At 73.9% G+C, this 19311-nt stretch carries 13 protein-coding genes; 5 read left to right on the top strand and 8 right to left on the bottom strand.

Annotated elements, in window-relative coordinates:
• Nucleotides 1-88 precede the first annotated feature (88 nt).
• From sbnA to AW16_RS0104730, 5 genes are read left to right on the top strand one after another with little or no spacing between them, the layout of a single operon-like run.
• Nucleotides 89-1093: a 2,3-diaminopropionate biosynthesis protein SbnA gene (sbnA, locus tag AW16_RS0104750; RefSeq protein ID WP_051681664.1), complete on the top strand. Its 1005-nt coding sequence runs from the start codon at nt 89-91 to the stop codon at nt 1091-1093.
• The gene (locus AW16_RS0104745) at nt 1080-2081 is read left to right on the top strand and encodes an ornithine cyclodeaminase (protein ID WP_029288536.1); all 1002 of its coding nucleotides are present in this window, start codon (nt 1080-1082) and stop codon (nt 2079-2081) included. Before sbnA ends, AW16_RS0104745 begins: the two co-directional genes overlap by 14 nt.
• Nucleotides 2078-3715, top strand: coding sequence for an FAD/NAD(P)-binding protein (locus AW16_RS0104740; RefSeq protein ID WP_029288534.1), 1638 nt, complete (start codon nt 2078-2080; stop codon nt 3713-3715). The genes AW16_RS0104745 and AW16_RS0104740 overlap by 4 nt, the downstream gene beginning before the upstream one ends.
• Nucleotides 3712-4869, top strand: a complete 1158-nt coding sequence (locus AW16_RS0104735; protein WP_029288532.1) for a PLP-dependent aspartate aminotransferase family protein — start codon at nt 3712-3714, stop codon at nt 4867-4869. The genes AW16_RS0104740 and AW16_RS0104735 overlap by 4 nt, the downstream gene beginning before the upstream one ends.
• The gene (locus tag AW16_RS0104730) at nt 4859-6112 is read left to right on the top strand and encodes a benzoate/H(+) symporter BenE family transporter (RefSeq protein ID WP_029288530.1); all 1254 of its coding nucleotides are present in this window, start codon (nt 4859-4861) and stop codon (nt 6110-6112) included. The genes AW16_RS0104735 and AW16_RS0104730 overlap by 11 nt, the downstream gene beginning before the upstream one ends.
• A 12-nt stretch (nt 6113-6124) precedes the next feature.
• Here AW16_RS0104730 and AW16_RS0104725 read toward each other — a convergent pair whose 3' ends face one another.
• From AW16_RS0104725 to AW16_RS0104690, 8 genes are all read right to left on the bottom strand, one after another.
• Complete coding sequence (locus AW16_RS0104725; RefSeq protein WP_029288528.1) at nt 6125-7798, bottom strand: sodium:proton antiporter; 1674 nt, start codon at nt 7796-7798, stop codon at nt 6125-6127.
• 55 nt (nt 7799-7853) lie between these two features.
• On the bottom strand, nt 7854-8195 hold the full coding sequence (locus AW16_RS0104720) for a cupin (RefSeq protein ID WP_029288526.1): 342 nt from the start codon (nt 8193-8195) through the stop codon (nt 7854-7856).
• Nucleotides 8196-8368: 173 nt separating this feature from the next.
• Nucleotides 8369-10381 carry a hypothetical protein gene (locus tag AW16_RS16850; protein WP_156044050.1) on the bottom strand — a complete coding sequence of 671 codons (2013 nt, stop codon included), beginning with the start codon at nt 10379-10381 and terminating at the stop codon, nt 8369-8371.
• Nucleotides 10378-11502 carry a VWA domain-containing protein gene (locus AW16_RS0104710; protein ID WP_029288524.1) on the bottom strand — a complete coding sequence of 375 codons (1125 nt, stop codon included), beginning with the start codon at nt 11500-11502 and terminating at the stop codon, nt 10378-10380. The genes AW16_RS16850 and AW16_RS0104710 overlap by 4 nt, the downstream gene beginning before the upstream one ends.
• On the bottom strand, nt 11499-13934 hold the full coding sequence (locus AW16_RS0104705; RefSeq protein WP_156044049.1) for a DUF5682 family protein: 2436 nt from the start codon (nt 13932-13934) through the stop codon (nt 11499-11501). Before AW16_RS0104705 ends, AW16_RS0104710 begins: the two co-directional genes overlap by 4 nt.
• The gene (locus AW16_RS0104700) at nt 13931-15034 is read right to left on the bottom strand and encodes an AAA family ATPase (RefSeq protein WP_029288521.1); all 1104 of its coding nucleotides are present in this window, start codon (nt 15032-15034) and stop codon (nt 13931-13933) included. The genes AW16_RS0104705 and AW16_RS0104700 overlap by 4 nt, the downstream gene beginning before the upstream one ends.
• A 7-nt stretch (nt 15035-15041) precedes the next feature.
• Entirely contained in the window at nt 15042-18611 is a 3570-nt protein-coding gene (locus AW16_RS17530; RefSeq protein ID WP_156044048.1) for a DUF4132 domain-containing protein, read from the bottom strand.
• A gap of 98 nt (nt 18612-18709) precedes the next feature.
• The gene (locus AW16_RS0104690; protein ID WP_029288517.1) at nt 18710-19309 is read right to left on the bottom strand and encodes a YdeI family protein; all 600 of its coding nucleotides are present in this window, start codon (nt 19307-19309) and stop codon (nt 18710-18712) included.
• Between the last annotated feature and the right edge of the window lie 2 nt (nt 19310-19311).

The following is a 19311-nucleotide window of genomic DNA, read 5'->3' as shown; positions in this document are numbered from 1 at the left end:
TGTCCAACGCCGCGCGAGACGCGGGCACGACCCGGACAAGTCGGACCCTACGGTGGCGGCTCGACCACATCACAGACCGGGGGGCACTGTGCTGGCGACCTATGTCGACGAGCTCGTCACCGACGACGCGTTCCTGCGGATCACCGGGATCGGCGACCTCGCGTCGTGCTACCTGAAGGTCGAGGGGCTCAACCCGGCGGGCTCGATCAAGCTCAAGACCGCGCGCGGGCTGGTCCGGGCCGCCGAGCGCACGTACGGGGACCTGCGCGGCCGCCGGATCGTCGAGTCGACGTCGGGCAACCTCGGTGTCGCGCTCGCGTCGATCTGCGCGGCGCGCGGCTACTCCCTGACGTGCGTGACCGACCCGAACGCCAACGCGTCCACCGTCGCGACGATGCGTGCGCTCGGCGCGCACGTCGTGGTGGTCGACGAGCGTGACGCGAACGGCGGCTTCCTGGGGTCGCGCATCGCGTGGATCCAGGAGCTGCTGCGCACCGACGGGTCCGCCGTCTGGCTCAACCAGTACGAGAACCCGGCGAACGCGCTCGCGCACGAGAGCTCGACCGCGCTCGCGCTGCTGCAGGCGTTCGACCGCGTCGACACGCTCGTGGTCGGGGTGGGCACGGGCGGGACGCTCGCGGGCTGCCTCGCCGCGGTGCGCCGGTTCTCGCCGTCGACGCGGATCGTCGCGGTCGACGCGATCGGCTCGGTCACGTTCCGGACTCCCGCCGGCCGCCGGCACCTGCCCGGGCTCGGCGCGAGCCGCCCGTCGCCGGTCGTCGACGGGCTGGACCCCGACGTCGTCGTACACGTCGCCGAGCACGACGCCGTGCGCGAGTGCCGATGGCTCGCGACGCACGCGGGACTGCTCGCGGGCGCGTCCACGGGCACCGTCCTGGCCGCGCTGCGGCACCTGGCCGACGAGCTGCCGCGCGACGGCACGGTCGTCGCGCTCTCGCCCGACCTCGGCGACCGCTACCTCGCGTCGGTGTACGACGACGCGTGGGTCGCCCGCGCAGGTCTCGACCGTCCCGGGACCACCGGGACGCACGTCTCGTTCAGGAAGGAGGACGTCGTCGATGTCCTCGTTTGATGTCGTCCCCGGCTCCGTCGTCCGTGACCTGCTGCGCGACCACGACGCCGTGCGCACCGCGGTGCTCGACGCCTACCTGCAGCACGGTCGGGGGCGCACGACGAACCCGGACAGCTACTTCCTGCGGTTCGAGGACCTGCCGTCCTCGCGCATCATCGCGCTGCCCGCGCGGGTCGAGATGCCGGACGGGCAGGACGTCGCCGGGATCAAGTGGATCAGCAGCTTCCCGGCCAACGTCGCGCTCGGCGAACCACGCGCGTCGGCCGTGCTCGTGCTCAACTCGCTCGAGAACGGCCGGCCGTACGCGCTGCTCGAGGCCGCGGGGATCAGCGCGGCGCGCACGGCCGCGTCCGCGGCGCTCGTCGCGCGCGCTCTCGACCGGACCCACCCGGGCGACGGCACGCTCGGCGTCGTCGGCGGCGGCGTGATCGCACGGACCACGCTCGAGCACCTGGTCTCGGCCGGTTCGGACATCGACACCGTGCTCGTGCACGACACCGCGCAGGAGTCCGCGCAGCGTCTCGTCGACCACGCTCGGGGGCTCGGGGTCGACGCGGCCACTGTCCCGCTCGACGCGGCGCTCGACTGCGCGCGCGTCGTGACGGCGACCACCGCACTGACGCCGTACGTCACGCGCCCACCCGGCGTCGGCCAGGTGTACCTCAACATCTCGCTGCGCGACTTCGACCCGCGCGCGGTGCTGGACGTGCAGCACGTCGTCGACGACGTCGACCACTGCCTCAAGGCCGACACGACGCCGCACCTCGTCGAGCAGCTCACGGGGTCGCGCGACTTCGTGACGGGGACCGTGCCTCAGCTCCTCGAGGGCGACCTCGAGCTCGACCCTGCGCGCGGCGTGCTGGTGTCCCCGTTCGGGCTCGGGGTCCTCGACCTCGCCGTCGGGCTGCACGTCCACACCGCCGCGCGCGCGGCCGGACGGGTCGTGCCCGTGCCCGACTTCTTCGGCGAGACCCGGCGGTGGGCATGACGCGCATCGCGGTGGTCGGCGTGGGACCGCGGGGGCTCGCGGTGCTCGAGCGCGTGCTGGCCTGGGCCCGCACCGGGCGGTTCGCCGTCACGGTCGACCTCTACGAGCCCGCCGAGCACCTGGGCGTCGGCATCCACGGCACCGACCAGCCCGAGTACCTGCTGCTCAACACCGTGTGCGCGCAGCTCACGGCGTTCTCCGACGCCGAGATGGTCGGGGACGCGCCCACGACGACCGGGCCGAACCTGTTCGAGTGGGCCCGTGCGCACGGCGTGCGGGTCGACGGCCCCGACGGCCCGCGTGCCGTGCGCTGGGACGACCACCTGCCGCGCGCGACCCTCGGCGAGTACCTGCGCTGGGCGGCGGGCACGCTGCTCGAGGACCTGCCCGCGGGGGTCGAGGTGCGGCACGTCCGGCGCGCGGTCCGCGAGGTGCGGCCGGCGCTGCACGGCGGCCGGGTGGTGCTCGACGACGAGGTGCGTGACGCGGACCTCGTCGTGGTGACCACCGGCCACGGCCTGGCCGGGCCCGAGCACCCGTACCCGCTGCCGGACGCGCTCGAGGAGATCGCGCCGGGCGCGCGGGTCGCCGTCGTCGGCACCGGGCTGACCGCGATGGACGCGATCGCCGCCCTCACCGTGGGCCGCGGCGGGCGGCACGTGCGCGCTGCCGACGGCACCACCGCGTACGTCGCGTCGGGTGCCGAGCCGCACCTCGTGCTCGTGAACCGCACCGGCTGGCTGCCGTGCGCGCGACCCGTGCCGCAGGAGGGCCGACGACCGGACGAGCCCCGGTTCATGCGCGAGGACCAGCTGCGCCGCGTGGCGCACGGCTCGTCCGGGCTCGACCTGCGGCGCGACGTCGAGCCGCTCGTCGAGGCGGAGATGGTGCACGTCGCGGGCGAGAGCGCGCCCGACGTGCTGCGCGTGCTGCACCCGCCGACGAGCTGGCCGGACGCGTCGTCGTACCGCGCGGCCGTGCGGCGGCGCGCGGTGCACGACCTGCGCGAGGCGCGACGAGGGCTGGGGTCCAGCTCCTACAAGCGCGCGCTCGAGGTGCTGCGCGACCAGCGCGACTTCCTGCGCTCGGCGGTCGACGCGGGCCTGTCCGGCGCGTCGCGCACCGACTTCTTCGGCCGCTTCGCGGCGACCGTGAACCGGTGCGTGATCGGCCCGCAGAAGGAGCGGATCGAGGAGCTGCTCGCGCTGTTCGACGCCGGTGTCGCGACGATGGCTCCGGGTCCCGACCCGGCCGTCGTGCGATCGGGCGACCGCTGGGCGCTCGAGTCGCGCCGGCTCGAGCTGCCCGAGCGGGTCGAGGTGGACGTCGTGCTGCGGTGCACGTCGTCGTGGCCGTCGGACGACCCCGAGCGCGATCCGGTCGTCGCGCGCCTGCGCACCGGCACCGGGCTCGAGCCGGGCCGCTGGGTCTCGCGCGACGGCGCGGTCGTCGGGCCCGACGGGCGCGCCACGGCCGTCGTGGTGCTGGGCCCGCCGTGCGAAGGCGTGAGCTACTACAACCACTACGTCCCGTCCCCCGGGTCGTCGTCGCGCGCCCTGCTCGACATCGACCGTGTCCTGGCCACCCACCTGCCGGCCGTGCCGGCAGCCGTCGCATCGGAGCGTCCCGAGTGAGCACGTCCACGCAGCAGTCCACCCTCGTCGCGCGCAGCGGCGGTCGAACCAGCGGCGAGACCGGCGCGTACCCGGCGGACCTCTCGCTCGGGGTGACCTACGCGCGCGACGACGCCTACGCGACGCTCGCGCAGATGACGTACCTGCGCGACCAGGGCAGCGCGTCGCTGCGGGACGCCGAGTCGATCCTGCGCGACCTCGAGCACGGTCAGGACGCGCTGCTCCTGTCGTCCGGCATGGCGGCGAGCGTCGCGGTCTTCCAGGCTCTGCCCGCGGGCTCGCGCGTCGTCGTCCCGGAGATCATGTACTTCGGCCTGACCCGCTGGCTGCGGGAGTTCGGCGGGGTGCAGGGGCTCGACGTCGTCGAGGTGCCGAACGGCGACCTCGACGCGCTGCGCGACGCGGTGAACGCCGCGCCGACCGCGCTGGTGTGGCTCGAGACGCCGGCCAACCCGACGTGGCTCGTCGCGGACGTCGCCGCGAGCGCGGAGATCGCGCACGACGCCGGAGCGGTCGTCGCCGTCGACAACACCGTCGCGACGCCCGTGCACACGCAGCCGCTCGAGCTCGGCGCGGACCTCGTGATGCACTCGTGCACCAAGTACCTCAACGGCCACGACGACGTCGTCGCCGGGGCGCTCGTGACGGCCGACAGCGACGCTCCGCTGTGGCAGCGGATCCGGCTGCAGCGCCAGCTCGGCGGCGCGGTGCCGGATGCGTGGAGCACGTACCTGCTGGTCAGGGGCCTGCGAACGCTCGTCGCGCGGATGCGGTGGGCGTCGGCGTCGGCGCTGACCATCGCCGAGCACTTCGCCGACCACCCCGCGATCGAGCGCGTCGCCTACCCCGGGCTCGCCACCGACCCGGGGCACGCCGTCGCCGCGCGCCAGATGCGCGGCGGGTTCAGCGGGATGCTGTCGCTGTTCGTGCGCGGGGACGTCGAGCCGTCCCTCGGCGTCGCCCGTGGCACGCGCCTGTTCCTGCGCGCGACGTCGCTGGGCGGCACGGCGAGCCTCGTCGAGCACCGGTTCACGTTCGAGGGCCCGCGGAGCAGGTCGCCGCGCAACATGCTGCGGCTGTCGATCGGCCTCGAGGACCCGGCCGACCTCGTCGCGGACCTCGAGCAGGCGATCGAGGGCGCTCGTGTCCGTTGACGAGCGCGAGGTCGCGCCCCCGGTCACCGAGCGCCGCAGCCTGCGCGCGGACGTGTCGCTGTCGGCCGTCGTCGCGGGCTTCGTCGCGGTCCTCGTCTCGTACACCGGTCCGTTCCTCGTCGTGCTGCAGGCGGCGCGCACGGCCGGGCTGAGCACCGAGCAGACGACGTCGTGGGTCTGGGCGATCTCGGTCGGCAGCGGCCTGACGTGCCTGGTCCTGTCCTGGGCCACCCGCCAGCCCGTGATCACGGCCTGGTCGACTCCGGGTGCGGCGCTGCTCGTCGCGTCGCTCGGGTCGTACCGGTTCTCCGACGCGGTCGGCGCCTACGTCGTGGCCGCGCTCGTCGCGGTGGTCCTCGGCTTCTCGGGCTGGTTCGGGCGGCTCCTCGCGCTGCTGCCCCGGCAGCTGACGTCGGCGCTGCTCGCGGGGGTCCTGCTGCCGTTCGTCGTGGCCGGAGCAGTGGCGGTCGGCGCGTCGCCGGTGGTCGCCGGGGGCGTCGTCGTCGCGTTCGTGCTGGCGCGTCGCCTCGTGCCCCGGTACGCGGTGCTGTGCGGCCTCGTGGTCGGCGCGGTGCTCGCGGTGGTCACCGGTGCGCTCGGGCCGGTGTCCGTCGGCATCGAGCTCGCCGGGCCGCGGTGGACCACGCCGACGCTCTCGCTCCCCGCGGTCGTCGGCATCGGCCTCCCGCTGCTCGTCGTGACGATGGCCTCGCAGAACGCCCCGGGGCTGACCGTGCTGCGCAACGACGGCTACGAGCCCGACGACCGCGCCCTGGTCGGCTGGACGTCCGCGACCTGGCTCGCCACGGCACCCTTCGGCGGGCACGGCATCAACCTCGCGGCGATCACGGCGGCGATCTGCACCGGCCGCGAGTCGCACCCGGACCCGCGCCGACGTTACGTCGCCGGCATCGCGTGCGGCGCGTTCTACCTGCTGTTCGCGGGAGTCGCGCACAGCGTGGTCGCGCTGTTCCAGGCGGTGCCGGCCGCACTCGTCGGCGCGCTCGCCGGGACCGCGCTGCTCGCCTCGCTCGTCGGATCGCTGCGCGACGCCTTCGGCAGCGGCGACCCGAGGGTCCACGAGGCCGCCGCAGTGACGCTCGCCGTGACCGTCTCGGGCGTGTCCGCGTGGTCGATCGGCTCGGCGTTCTGGGGGCTCGTCGCGGGTGCGGCGGTGTGGGTCGTGGCGTGCGGGCGCAGGTCGTGGCTGCGCCGACGAGCGCGCGGTGCCGGCCGCGCGTGACGTCCTGCGCGCTCACGCCGTCATCTTGCCCCGCAGCTCGATCGCGATCTCGGAGGCGTCGAGGTTCGCGAGCGCGTCCTCGAGGACGTCCGCGTCGAACGTGCCGTCGTCACGCGCGTCGAGGAGCGCGGCACGCTGGGCCCGCAGCGTGTCGAGCCGGTACCGGCGCGCGACGGCGAACCCCTCGGGCGTGGGGTCCCCCTCCGCACCGGGCGGCTCGGGCACGGACGCCGACGCGGTCCGCATGAGCTCGAAGATGCGCGTCTGCTCGGCCCGGTTCTGCTCGGCGACGGCCTCGTCGTCGACCGGCGGCGACAGCCGGCGAACGACCGTGCCGATCGTGCCGCCCTGGACCAGGAGCGACAGCGTCGCGACGGCGAACGCGACGAGCACGAGCACCGACCGCTGCGGGGTGTTCTCGGGCAGCGTCTGGGCCGCCGCGACCGTGACCGCACCGCGCATGCCGGCCCACACGACGATCGCTCCCTCACGCCACCCGAGAGGCTCGTGACGGAAGTACTCGATGTCCGCGAGCCCCCGGGTCACCCGCACCGCGAAGCGGTCCAGCTGGCGCTCGGACACCTTGCGCCGTCCGCGGGCGTTCAGCTCCTCGAACGCCTCCTGCTTCCCCTCGGGGGACGTCATCTTCTCCTGCAGGTCCGCGAGCCGGCCCTGCATCCCCTCGAACTGGCGTGAGCGAGCGTGCAGCACGCCGAGCAGCGGAGCGATGTACGCGGCCCGCACGAGGACGGTGAGGACGAGCGCCCCGACGGCGACGAGCACCGCGGGCCCGACACCGGCGTGGTCCTCCTGCACGTTGCTGACGATCGTCGTGAGCTGCAGGCCCATCGTGAGGAAGACCGCGCCCTCGAGGACCAGCTCGACCGTGCGCCAGTTCTGCGAGTCCGAGAGGCGATGCTGCGGCGAGAGCATCCGGGGCCCGCGGATCCCGGTGACGATGCCGGCGATGACCGCCGCGACCAGCCCCGACGCGTGCAGCAGCTCAGCCGGGACGGCAGCCACGAAGGGCACGGTGAACGAGATGACGGTGTTGACCGTCGGGTCCTTCATCTGCCTGCGCACCACCAGGTTCAGCCGCCCGACGACCCACCCGATGACGACCGCGACGACGACCGAGTAGACGAACGTGCCCACGGCGTGCCAGAACGCGAACGAGACCGCGGTGGCGGCGATCGCCGTGCGCAGCAGCACGAGCGCCGTCGGGTCGTTGAGCAGGCTCTCGCCGTCGAGCATCGCGACGACCCGTTTCGAGACAGGCATCTCCTTGATGATCGACGTCGCGACCGCGTCCGTCGGGCTCACGATCGCGCCCAGCGCGACGCCCCACGCGAAGCCGAGCCCGGGGATCACGGCGGAGAAGAACAGGCCGAGAAGGAGCGCGCTCGCGATCACCAGGAGGACGGACAGCCCGGAGATCGCGCCGAACTCGCGGCGGAAGTTCATCGTCGGCATGGACACGGCCGACGAGTACAGCAGCGGCGGCAGCACACCCTCGAGGATCCACTCGGGCTCGATGTCGACCGAGCCGAGCGCGGGCACGAAGCTCGCGGCGAGGCCGACGGCGACGAGGACGAGGGGCGCGGCGACGCCGAGCCGCGGCGCTGCGAGCGTCGCGGACGCGATCACGACGAGCGCGCCCACGGCGACGACGAGGAGCTCGGTCACGAGCCCCAGGGTGGCAGCAACCGGTTCGCGACGGCCACCTGTGGCGCCGTCCGGGTCAGCCGTCCGTGCGCTGGTCCGCGTCCAAGCTCGTGACGGTCGTCAGCAGGAACACCGAGTCCTCGAGCGCGAGCACCGCGTGCCGCTCGTGCGTGAGCACGACGAGGTGGCCCGCGGCGACCTCGGACTCGTCGAGCCCCGTCACCCGCACGCGTCCCGTGAGCACCTGCAGGCTCGCGGCGTGCGGGGAGTTGTGCTCGCCCAGCTCCGACCCCGCGGTCAGTGCGAGGACCGTCTGCCGGAGCACGCCGTCGTGCGCGACGAGCTGCGCGTCGCGCCCGTGCGCCGACGCACGGGCCGCCTCGAGCTGGGTCCGTACGGCCTCGGTGAGGTCGGTCATCGTCGTCTCCTTCGTCGTCGTCGTCGACCGTTGACGGGATGGGGTCAGCCCGGCCCGTGCATCGCGTCCGCCGCCGTTGCAGCGGCTGCCCGCGGCACGGAAACTGCGCGCGTCCTCTCGCGCGAGAAGTCTCGCACGACGTCGGCTACGGTCTCGCCCGCCGGAAGCGGTGCTCATCGCAGCGCCCGCTCGACCTGCTGCACGAGGTAGAGAGAGCGCAGCAGCTGGTCGGCCGGCGGCGTGCTCGGATCCGGCGCGACGAAGAGCGTGAAGCCGACGTCACGCAACGCGGTGTGAGCGTCGGCCACACGCGTCCGGAGCGTTCGCGCGTCGGCGCCCGCGGTGCCGCGCTGCGCAAGGCGCTCGACCAGCGTCCGCAGCGCTCCGACCGCTGCCGGCACCGCAGACGCCGCGTCCGGGTCGTCGAGGCGGTCGGGGACCGCAGCGGCGAGCATCGCACCGACGAGCGTCGAGGCTCCTGCGCTCCCGAGGTGCAGGGCGTCGATCGGGCCAGGACCGTCGTCTCCGAGGCGGACGAGGCTCAACGGCTCGGCGACGACCTCCCCGTGCGCCCGGCGCACGCGGGCCACGACGCATGTCCCCGACGGGAGCTCTCCGAGCGACTCCAGCCGCCCGATCGCCGTGGCGTTCGCTCGCGACCACGGCAGCTGGACGAGCACGCGGTCGCCCACGGCGTCGACCAGCTCCCACCGGAGCAGCTGGGAGCTCGCGTCCCACACCGGACGCGACACGGTCGTCGGGCGGAGCACGGTCCACGCGGACGATCCCTCGGCCGGGTCGAGGAGCCCGGCGGGGCGGCTCGGAGCGAGGTCCGACCAGCGATCGACCACGGGGACGACACCGATCATGTCGTCGGCCGTCATCACGTCGACGAGGGCTGACGTGACGCCCGAACCGGAGATGCGTCCGCCGGCGCTCACCCTCGCTCCCGTGAGCAGCAGGTGCGTGCCGACCGTGTGCGCGGGCGAGACCACACCGGGCCACGGCCCCGGCTGTGACGGGCGAGCGAGCGGGTCGAACCCGGCCACGTCTGAGGGTCGGGCGTCTGTCCACGTGAGCATCCGGCCGGCCGTCGGGCTCCAGAAGACGCACGTGAGGCCGTGGTAGCCGCTGCCGCTGCGCCACGGGAGACAGCCGAGGCCGACGAGCTCGAGCCTGCGGACGTCGTCGAAGTCCGCTCGCGCTCGGCCGACCAGAGCCGGTGGTGCAGTCCCGGCGCGGGCCGCGACGTCGAGTGCCGTGGCGAGCGCGTGCACCTGCGCCAGCTCGTCGAGCAGCCGCAGGTCGTCGGCCGCCGACGAGCGGACGACGAGCAGGTCGACCTCGTCGGCGAGACGGCGCAGCCCTCTCGCGAGACGGTGGTACTCGACGCCCTGCGCCCAGACCGCCGCCGTGACGAGCCTGTCCTGGAGCGCCGGCGACGGGTGCGAGACGCCGATCTCGACGAGGTCCTGCAGCAGCTCGATCACCGTGCCACGAAGCCGTCCGCGGGAGGCCGTCATCGACTGCTCCGCCTCGTTCGGCGCCCGCACGGGTCCCGGCGGAGGCGGGAGCACGCGACCGTGCGCCCGCTGCCACGCCAGCACCGCGGCCACGCGGTAGCGCTCGATGTCACGGACCGGCGCGTCGACCAGCAGACCGGGCAGGCCGCCTCCGAGGTACCGGACCTCGACCGCCGGCATGCCGAACCGGACGGCGAGGTAGACGCCTCGCGAGACGTCGGGCGGTACATCGGCGTCGTCGAGAGCGTGGTGCGCCCACCGGTACCCGGAGATGCCGGCATGCGCGATCAGAGCGGCCGCATCGAGAGCCATGAGCTCGTCGTGCAGGTCGGCGGGCTCGTCGACCCCGGTCGCTGCTGCCTCGTCCGGCCGACCGGCGAACCAGAGGCCGGCGGCGACGACGTGCCGGCACACCGTGGGGCTCGGGCAGGAGCACACGGCCGACGCGGGACCGGGCCCGACGAACCGGACGACGGCGTCGCCGACCTCGACCTGGACCTCGCCGTCGCGCCCCGGGAGCAGGTGCGGCCGCACCGACTCGAGGTCCTTGCGCGCCCGACGGAGCAGGCCACGGTTCGCCAGTGACTCCCACGCCGCATCGTCGTAGCGCGAGAGCACGGTCGCCAGCTCCCGCTCGGCATCCGTCACGCCGGGCCTGCTCATCGAGCGGTCACCTCGGCGAGCCAGGCCGCGAGGCGGCCCGGTGTGAGCGCGGCGACCGGCATCCCCACGTCGACCAGGCGCTCGGCCATCCGGCGGTCGTAGAAGGGATGGGCGGAGCCGTCCAGCGACGCCAGCCCGATCGTCGTCACCTGCGCCTCGACGAGCCGACGCACCGCGGCGACGAGCGCGGACGGAGGGCCGCCCTCGCAGAGATCCGAGACGAGGACCACCACCGCGCGGCTCGGGTTCTCGACGATCGAGCCGGCGTACGTGACCGCCTGCGCGATGTCCGTCCCGCCGCCCAGCTGTACCGACATGAGCAGCTCGACCGGGTCGCCCGCCACGTCCGTGAGGTCGACGACGGACGTGTCGAACACCGCGAGACGCAACCGGTAGGACGGCAGCCCCGACAGGATCCCTGCCATCACGGCGCTGTGGATCACCGAGCTCACCATCGACCCGCTCTGGTCGACGAGCAGGACCACCTCCCACGGCACGCGCCGCACGTTGCGCTCGAGGAACAGCGGCCGCTCGACGACGAGGCGCCCCGTGGAGGCGTCCCAGTGCCGGAGATTGGCCCGGACGGTCGCCCGGGGATCGAAGCTTCCGGCCGACGGGACAGGCGCGTGCCTGTGCTGGCTGAGCCGACCCGAGAGCGCCTGGCTGACCTCGGTCTCGAGCCGTTCGCGCAGCTCGTCCACGACGACACGCACGATGCGACGCACCTCGCCGATCACCCGTTCGTCGAGGTGCCCCTTGAGCGACAGGAGCGTCGCGAGCAGCTCCTGGCTCGGCTCGACGCGGGCGAGCACGTCCGGGTCCGAGACCAGCTCGGTCAGCCCGTACCGGTCGAGGGCGTGCCGCTCGATGGTCTCGACCGCATCGCGCGGGAACAGCTCCCGGACCTCGCCCAGCCAGTCGACGACGGACGGCGCGGACCCCGCCAGCGACCCGGCGGGTGGCGAGTCGTCGTCCTCGCGTCCGTCCCGACCCTGGTACTCGCGGCCGTACATGTACTCGAGCGCGCTCTCGCGGCGCAGCCCGGCACCGTCGCCCGGCGGCGGCAGCCGGTCGCTCGCGTAGCGGCCCAGCACGAGTCGCCAGCGGTCGGTCGTCGTCACGACGACACCTCGCGCACCCAGCCACCCAGGCCGTCCCGTCCCAGCGCGGCGGCGATCGCCACCGAGAGCTCGGCGCGAGCCTGCAACGTCTCGGCGTCCACGTCATGTCGAACGACGACGGCCGGCGCCGGCGCCCCGGTCGCCGCCGCCACGTTGGCCGCGACCCGATCCGTCTCCCGTGGCGTGAGCGCGGCGAACGCGAGCCGCAGCTCGGGGAGCGCGGCCAGGAAGGTCGCCTCGTCCCAGGCCGCGAGCCGCGCGTCGAGCGCCTCGACGAGCGCGGTGGAGTGCCAGGCCGTCTCCCGCGCGGTGCCGAGCAGCCCTCGGACGAACCCCACCGCCTCGGGCACGGGGAGCGACCCGGACAGGTGCCCCGCGACGTCGCGCGCGACGCCGTCCGCGTCGCGTCGTTCGGCGGCCGAGGCGAGTCCCACAGCCGCCCCCCTGACGATCGCGCGCCCATGCTCCCGGCGCAGCTCGTCGACGGTCGCCCAGTACAGCTCGCCGTCCAGGCCGGATCCCGACGACGAGGCGAGCAGCTCACGCAGCCGCGCCAGGGCGGTCGCGACGAGGTCGGGCGGCTCCTCGTCGCCCCGCAACTGCCGCGCCAGGTGGAGCGCCCGCGCGTAGCCCGCAGCGATCAGCTCACCCAGGTCGTCGGGCCCGCTCAGCTCGAGCGGCTCCCGGCCTTCGGCGAGCAGCGCCAGCGTGCCCACGGCCTCGACCACGCGCACGAACGACGGTTCAGCCCCCAGCGCCGTCGCAACGAGCTGCCGGACGCCCCCGACCTGCTCGTGCAGGCCGACGACGGCGGCCTGCGCCAGCAACGATGCTGCCTGCGTGCTCTCGGGCACCCGCCCGTCCGCGGTCGAGGCCGCGAGCAGCTCGTCGAACCGCGCCCTGACCGCCTCGGGCAACGTGGAGCCGAGCAGCGAGACCTCGACGAGCCGCCCTTCGGTCGCCGGCGTCCAGAGCAACGACCACTTCTCCTGCAACCGCGCGAGGCCCCGCCCACGGACGAAGTCGGGCCCGGCGACGTGCGTCGCGAACGGCACGCCCAGCAGCCGGAGCCCGTGCAGCACCCGGCTCGTGCGGCGGTGGGCGGGGTTGCGGTACAGGTCGAGGGCGGTGGTCCGAGCCTCGACACCGTCCGTGTCGAGGCGGTGCTCGCGCAGCCGGTCGAGTGCGTCGCGGACGAGGGGCGGCGTCCCGGCGCCCGGCGGGACGCGGCCGATGCGGCGACCCGTGAGGACCTCCGCCGCCGCGCCCAGCACGGCCCGACCTTCGGTGTCGACGTCGCCCTGGACGAAGCAGCTGGTCACGGCGTCGAGCACGTCGGACCGGAGCGGGCCTGGCCGCTGCCGCAGCTCCGCGAGCAGGAGCGTGTGACGCTGCGCCGCGGCGAGCGTCGGGGTCGACACCGGCGTGCCCCGGCCGGCTCGCAGCACGTCGGCGAGATCGAGCAGCGTCGTCAGCGTGGCGCGCCCGCGGGCGACGTCCGGCGCGGCCCCGGCCCGACGCTCGTCCCAGATGCGTTGGTGCCAGCCTGGCGACGTCATCCCGCTCGCGTAACCGTTGAGCCGGTCGAGCTGCTCGAACGCGTACCGGACGAGGGCGGCACCCTGTTCCGTCGGGCCGACCGCCGGCTGCGGGCGCGACGGCGGATCGTCGACCAGGTCGGGCAGGACCACCGCGTGCAGGCCGCCGAGGACGACGAGCACCGGACCGTCACCCGATCGGCGCTGATCGAGCGCGGCACGGACGTGCCACGCCATCTCGGCCTCGCGCTGCTGCGTACCGTCCGCGGCCAGATCGGCGTCCGACAGGTCGTCGCGCGCCAGCAGGCAGTACGCGACCACCCGTGCGACGTGCTCCTCGAGGTCGGCGGCAGGCGCCTCGAACAGCAGCTCCCACAGGTCTTCGTGGTCACGGCATCCGAGCCGCGCGGCCAGCGCCGCGAGCGCCCGGCTGTGCGCGTACTCGTCCTCCACGAGGAGCGAGCCGTCGCCCGGCAGCACGCTGCTCGTCGCGACAGCCGCCTGCTCGGCCACCTCCAGGTCGCAGAACGCCACCGGGATCCCCTCGGCCCGGGCCTCGCGGATCGCGACCAGCTCCGGCGAGTAGTCGCAGAAGGGGTAGTACCCCCCATGGCGCTCCGCGCCGGCGGACGGTCTGCCGGCTGGCCGCGCCCACGCGTAGACCGCGAGCGGCAGCTCGGCCTCGGGATGGCACAGCAGGTCGATGAACGCGTCGAAGCTGCGCGGGCCCTCGACGAGCACGCGAGACGGTCGGACCTCCCGGATCGCGGTCTGCACGGCGGCCGCGCACGCGGGGCTGTGGTGGCGGACGGGTATCACGACGAGCTCGTCGGTCAGCAGTCGCGCCGCGACCACGCGCACCCGGGCGCCCGTGGGCAGGGCCGCCGAGCTCAACGGTCGAGCTCGGCTCTTGTCTCGAGCACGGCCTTCCATCGCGCGTCACGCTTGGCCCGCGGCCGCACGACCACGTCGAAGTAGTGCCGCAGCTTGGCCCCGTCCTCGGGGTTGTCCTTGAGGACCGTCCCGATGAGCTGCCGGGCGATGTGCTGCCCGCCGGCCGTGCCGTTCCCGAAGTAGTGCGCGTCGAGCGCGGCCGCGTAACCCACGGCGACCGCCTCCGCCGAGCTCATCACGGCTGTCGGCCGCTCGACCACGACGCCGTCCGCCGTCATGCCGTCGCGCAGGTCGTGGAACGCGGTGACGAGCAGGTCGACCACGTCCGGCGCGAGCCGCGTGCGCACCTCTGCGCGGGCGAGCAGGTCGGAGGTCTGCTCGACGACGAGGCGGCTCTCCAGCGCGCGGTCGCGGATCGGGCGCACCGTCTCGTAGTTGAACCGTCGCTTGAGGGCGCTCGACATCTCGTGCACGCCGCGGTCTCGGAGGTTCGCGGTCGCGAGGACGTTGAAGCCTCGTCCGGCGAACACGATGGCATCCGGCCCGTCCAGCTCCGGCACGTGCAGCACCTTGTCCGACATCACGCCGATCAGGACGTCCTGGATCTCCGGCTGGACCCGCGTGATCTCCTCGAACCTGCACACGGCTCCATGACCGAGCGCGCGATGGAGCGGACCTCGGACGAGCGCCTTCGGGGTGGGGCCCTCGGCCAGCAGCAGCGCGTAGTTCCACGAGTACGTGATCTGGTCCTGGGTCGTGCCGGAGCTGCCCTGGACCGTGCACGTCGAGTCACCCGACACCGCGGCCGCCAGCAGCTCCGAGAGCATCGACTTGGCGGTGCCGGGCTCACCGACGAGGAGGAGCCCGCGGTTGCTCATGAGCGTCACGACGCAGCGGTCAACGAGGGCGTCGTCGCCGTAGAACTTGCGGCGTACGCCGAGACGCTCGTCGCCGACGACGAAGGCACGCACGGCGCGCGGGGTCAGCCGCCACCCGACGGGCCGCTCCCCGGGGTAGCCCTTCGCGAGCGCGGCGAGCTCGTCCGCGAACGCGATCTCGGCGGGCTCGCGCAGGACCTCGTGCCCGGCTGTCGTCGTCACTGGCTCATCACGGTCTCGTCCGCTCCTCCCAGTCCGGATCGAATCCTGCGCCTTCCGCGGCGATCGTCCGCACGTCGTGCCACGTCTCGGAGAGCAGGACGGCGGGCACGTCGGCGAGCGTCAGCGCCGCCTCGCCCTCAGGTGAGCGTCGCACGAACGACAGCGTCTCGAGCGCGACGAGCCGGTTCTCCTCGGGCAGCGAGTTGCCCGTGAACCGGATGCGGGCGACCAGGCCGAGCGTCGGGAACCGCTTGTCGTACGTCCAGAACCAACCACCGTCCTCCGGCGCACCGCGCGTCCACCCGAGTCGCGTGGCCCGGTTGCGCAGCGCGAAGGCCTCGAGCACGTGACCCCGGAAGTCCGTGAGCTCGCTGCGGGTGCGCGCCTTCTCGTCGAGGAGGTGGACGTCGCGGCCGAGCTGCTGGAACAACGGCGCGACCTCGTAGTCGGCGAGGTGCTCGACCCAGCGCCGGCCCAGCTCGGGCCCGAGCAGGCTGCCGTGACCGAGCCGGACGCGGTGCGCCTGGTCCAGCTCGACCGGCTCGTCGTCGACATCCGTCAGGCTGCCGTCGTCGAGGGGGCGGAAGACGACGCGCACGTCGCCGCCCTCCTCACCCTCAGGTCCGGACACCCAGACGAGCCGCCGCACCGAGGGCCCCACCACGGGGTGCTCCAGCAGGTACGTCTGCCAGTCGTCGACGGACCACGATCGTTCCGTGCACATGGCCTCGTACAGCCTCTGCTGCTGCAGGTTCGCGATGGACCTCACGTCACGACGAGCCGACGCCAGCAGCTTCTTGGCCGCTGCCGCCTGCTCGGCGTCGTCCGACTGACGCGGCGCGGGGAGCGCCTTGATCACCTCTTGCTCCGGGTCGCGCAGCTGGACGGAGAGGTCGGGCATCAGTCGGGCACTGAACGACCGCGGTCCGTAGGAGAGCTCGATAGCGCCCAGCTCGTCGAACCCCGCGGTCGGGATGGTCCTGTCGGCGAGCTCGTCGATGGTCCATCCGCGCCGGTCGGCGAGCGCCTGTGCCAGCCGCAGCGCCTCGTCCTGGAAGCTCTTGGTTCGGAACCGGGTCGCCACAGCGAGGACCAGCTGGGTCGCAGCCGGGTGCTCGACCCACGAGAGCATCCCGAGCAGGGCCTTGCCCTGGGCAGCCCGCTGCCCGTACCACTCCTTGAGGTACCGCTCCGCAGGCGCGACCACGTCGCGGTCACCGCACGCGGCGACGACCGCGAGCAGGCCCTTGCTGGCGATCGCCGATCCCGCCGGCTGACGAAGGTAGGCCGGGAGGATCGCCTCGGCGACCTGCTCGACCGTCATGCCGAAGTACGCGCTCTCGGGCGAGCGCGTGTACCAGCCGTACGAGCCGCGCGCGGCGTCCGACGCCTGCCGGTAGGCCTCGTCGGCCGGGATCGGGCGCACGTCCTCGGCGAGCCACGCCGCAAGGATGTGCACGGCCAGTCGCCGACGCCCTTCCCGCTCGAACAGCGCTGCGTGGTGCCGGAGCATCGCGTCCGGTTCTGGAGAACGCGTCTTGACCGCGGTACCGCACACCCACTGGAGAACGGTGAGCGGGACCTGCTCGCCTGACGCCTCCCACCTCACCTCGGGCAGCGTGTCCCAGTCGAACCACGCCAACGCGGCAGGAAGGCCCTTCGCGACGAACGCCTGGGCTCGTGCCTCGGTGGTCGCCGGGTCGAGGTAGCTCTCCGGCGGCTCGCCGAGCGCGACGAGTGCGTCCAGCAACGCCCCGCGCACCACGTCCTGGCGTTCCTTCGCCCAGGCCGTGCGCAGCGCCGCAAGCGCCTGCGGGTCGGCGATCACCGCGAGCCACTGGGCGGCGACCAGGCGGACCTCCGCCTTGCCGTCGAGCAGCGCCGACGCAGCGCGCGCCGACCGTTCAGGATCGTCGGCAAGCACCGCCTGGGCGCGGCCGCGCTCGAGCTTTCGGCCTCCGAGCGCCGCCGCGAACAGCAGGTCACGCAAGCGGTCCGGTCGCACCGGGAGCGTCGCCACCGCCTCGTAGAGCGCGAGCTTGTCGAAGTCCCAGCTGTCCTGCTTCGCCTGCTGCTCGAACAGCCAGTCGAGGTGCGTGGCGACGAAGGGCCACACGTCGTCGTCGCGCCACGCGCGACCCAGCGACCGTCCGTACGCGCGCGCGTACATCGACCACACGAGCGAACGCCCGTCGAACCCGATGCCGTCGAGCAGGGCCTGCACGGTCCGCAGATCGGGGCCCGCCGTGACCTGGTGCAGCCGCTCCGCGACCTCCAGGAGGGGATCCAGTGCGTAGACCGACTGTCGGCTGAGCATCCCTAGGTCCGCGAGCACGGCCACCGCCGCGGGTGCGTCGATCCGGTTCGCGTCTGCGAGCTCCTCGAGGATGCTCGAGACCTCGTAGGGGTCGACCCACGCCTGCTCCGGCCGTACCTGCGGCGGTTCCGACGAGGTGAGTGCCCTGGTCAGCTCTCCGACGGCACCCGGCGGCACCGAGGGGCGGGTCGAGGAGCCGTGCGAACTTTGCCGCCCCTCCCTTGCCCGCGCGGCGGCGTTGTGCGCATCGATCCGCTGCGTCAAGCGATCGACGACCGTCTGGGCGACGGCCCTCGCATCGCGCTCCGACATCCCCCACACGACGGGCACGCTGTCGGGGATCTCGAGGGTCACCGGCGGCGCGATCGTCGAGATCGCGGCCTGCGCCCCCACGGCGCGCACGGAGGCGGACCGGTCGTCGGCGGCCGTAGCCAGCGCCCACTCGCGCTCGTCGGGTCTGTCCAGGAGGAGGGTCAGCGCCCGCGACCGCTCGGCGGGAGCGCGCTCGACGGCGGCGCGGCGCAGCGGTCCGACGATCTCACGCCCGAGCCGTTCGACCAGCGGGGCCGCGGCAGCACTGACCTGGCTGCTGCGGGCCACCGCCGCGATCGCGATCTCGTCTGCGAACGTGGCCAGCTGCCCGTCGTCGAGCACGGTCGCTGCGAGCGTGAGCGCCAGCGCCCGGCTCTCGGGCCGCCCCGACTCGATCGCCGCGGAGACCTCGGCCCGCGCCTCGACGAAGGCTTCTGCGAGTCCCGGCAGGCGGTCCAGCTCGCGGCGCAGCGGGTCGATGTGTCGCGCCCACGGCTGCAGCGTGAGCACGGAACCGACGAGGTCGCCCGGGCTGACCCCGTCGTCAGCCCCGATCCTGAGCAGGTCGTCGAACGTGATCGGCAGCGGCGCGGGCCGCACGGTCGCCTCGGCCGCGTGCACCAGCATCTCCTCGTGCCACCGGCGCCCGTCGAGCTCGCCGAGGATGCCGTACGGCGGGCGGGTCGCGTCGAGCACCCGCGCCCAGCGGCGCGCGACGTCGACGTCGACCTCACCGATCCCTGCGTAGAGGGTGCGCAGGGCCGTCGGCCGCCCCACCTCACGGCGACCGAAGAGCCGGGTCGAGACCTGCGGCGGGGGCGAACCCTGACCCGTCAGCACCCAGTCGACCCAGCCTGCGGCGCCGAAGGCTGGCGCCACCTCCCGCACGGCGTCAGCCCAGGCGGCGGGGGCGTCGTCGGCCCTGCCCTTGCGTCGCAGCCAGCCCACGCCTGACCCTCTCTACCGGTGACCGTAGCGGCGAGGTTAGCCGTCGACCGAGCCGTCAGGGTGCGACACGGGCTCTCGCGTCTCTGAGCGCCGTGCGGCTACACACCGGATCGCTTCGTCGTCACCGGGTACGGGGTCGTGCCCTCGGCCAGTCCGGCGGTGAGCCGCTCGATCCGCCGCGCGCGGGTCTCCGGACGCACCGCGGTCTGGACGCGCGTGATGAATGCGAAGCGGTTGCGGCCGTCGAGTGCGGCGAAGACCTCGGTGAGGCCGCGTGCGGCCAGCGCGGCGGCGAGGTCGTCCGGCACGGTCGCGCTGGCTGGACCGTCGTACGCGGCGTCCCAGCGGCCGTCCGTCTTCGCCCGCTCCACCTCGGCCAGGCCGGGCGGGCGCATCCGGCCGTCGGCGGTGAGTCGCTCGATGCGGTCGCGGTTGATCTTCGACCAGAGGCTCCTCGGGCGCCGCGGGGTGAAGCGTTGCACGTACCACTCGTCGTCGAGGCGCCGCGAGATGCCGTCGATCCAGCCGAAGCAGAGGGCGACGTCGACGGCCCCCGTCCAGTTGATCGACGCGACGCCGGTGCCCTTCTTGGCCATCCGGATCCAGACGTGCCCGGCGGTCGCCGCGTTATCGACGAGCCAGGCCTCGAACGCGGCCTCGTCCTCGAAGAACACGGCATCGGTGTGGTCCATCGACATGT

The sequence above is a fragment of the Cellulomonas sp. HZM genome, assembly GCF_000708885.1.
Classification (GTDB): domain Bacteria; phylum Actinomycetota; class Actinomycetes; order Actinomycetales; family Cellulomonadaceae; genus Cellulomonas.
This window is presented reverse-complemented; position numbering and strand designations above follow the sequence as displayed.

Coding starts and splice junctions, on each gene's coding strand:
- AW16_RS0104745 (WP_029288536.1), top strand. CDS start 1,080: ATGTCCTCGTTTGATGTCGTCCCCGGCTCCGTCGTCCGTGACCTGCTG.
- AW16_RS0104740 (WP_029288534.1), top strand. CDS start 2,078: ATGACGCGCATCGCGGTGGTCGGCGTGGGACCGCGGGGGCTCGCGGTG.
- AW16_RS0104720 (WP_029288526.1), bottom strand. CDS start 8,195: ATGACCGACCTCACCGAGGCCGTACGGACCCAGCTCGAGGCGGCCCGT.
- AW16_RS16850 (WP_156044050.1), bottom strand. CDS start 10,381: ATGAGCAGGCCCGGCGTGACGGATGCCGAGCGGGAGCTGGCGACCGTG.
- AW16_RS0104690 (WP_029288517.1), bottom strand. CDS start 19,309: ATGTCGATGGACCACACCGATGCCGTGTTCTTCGAGGACGAGGCCGCG.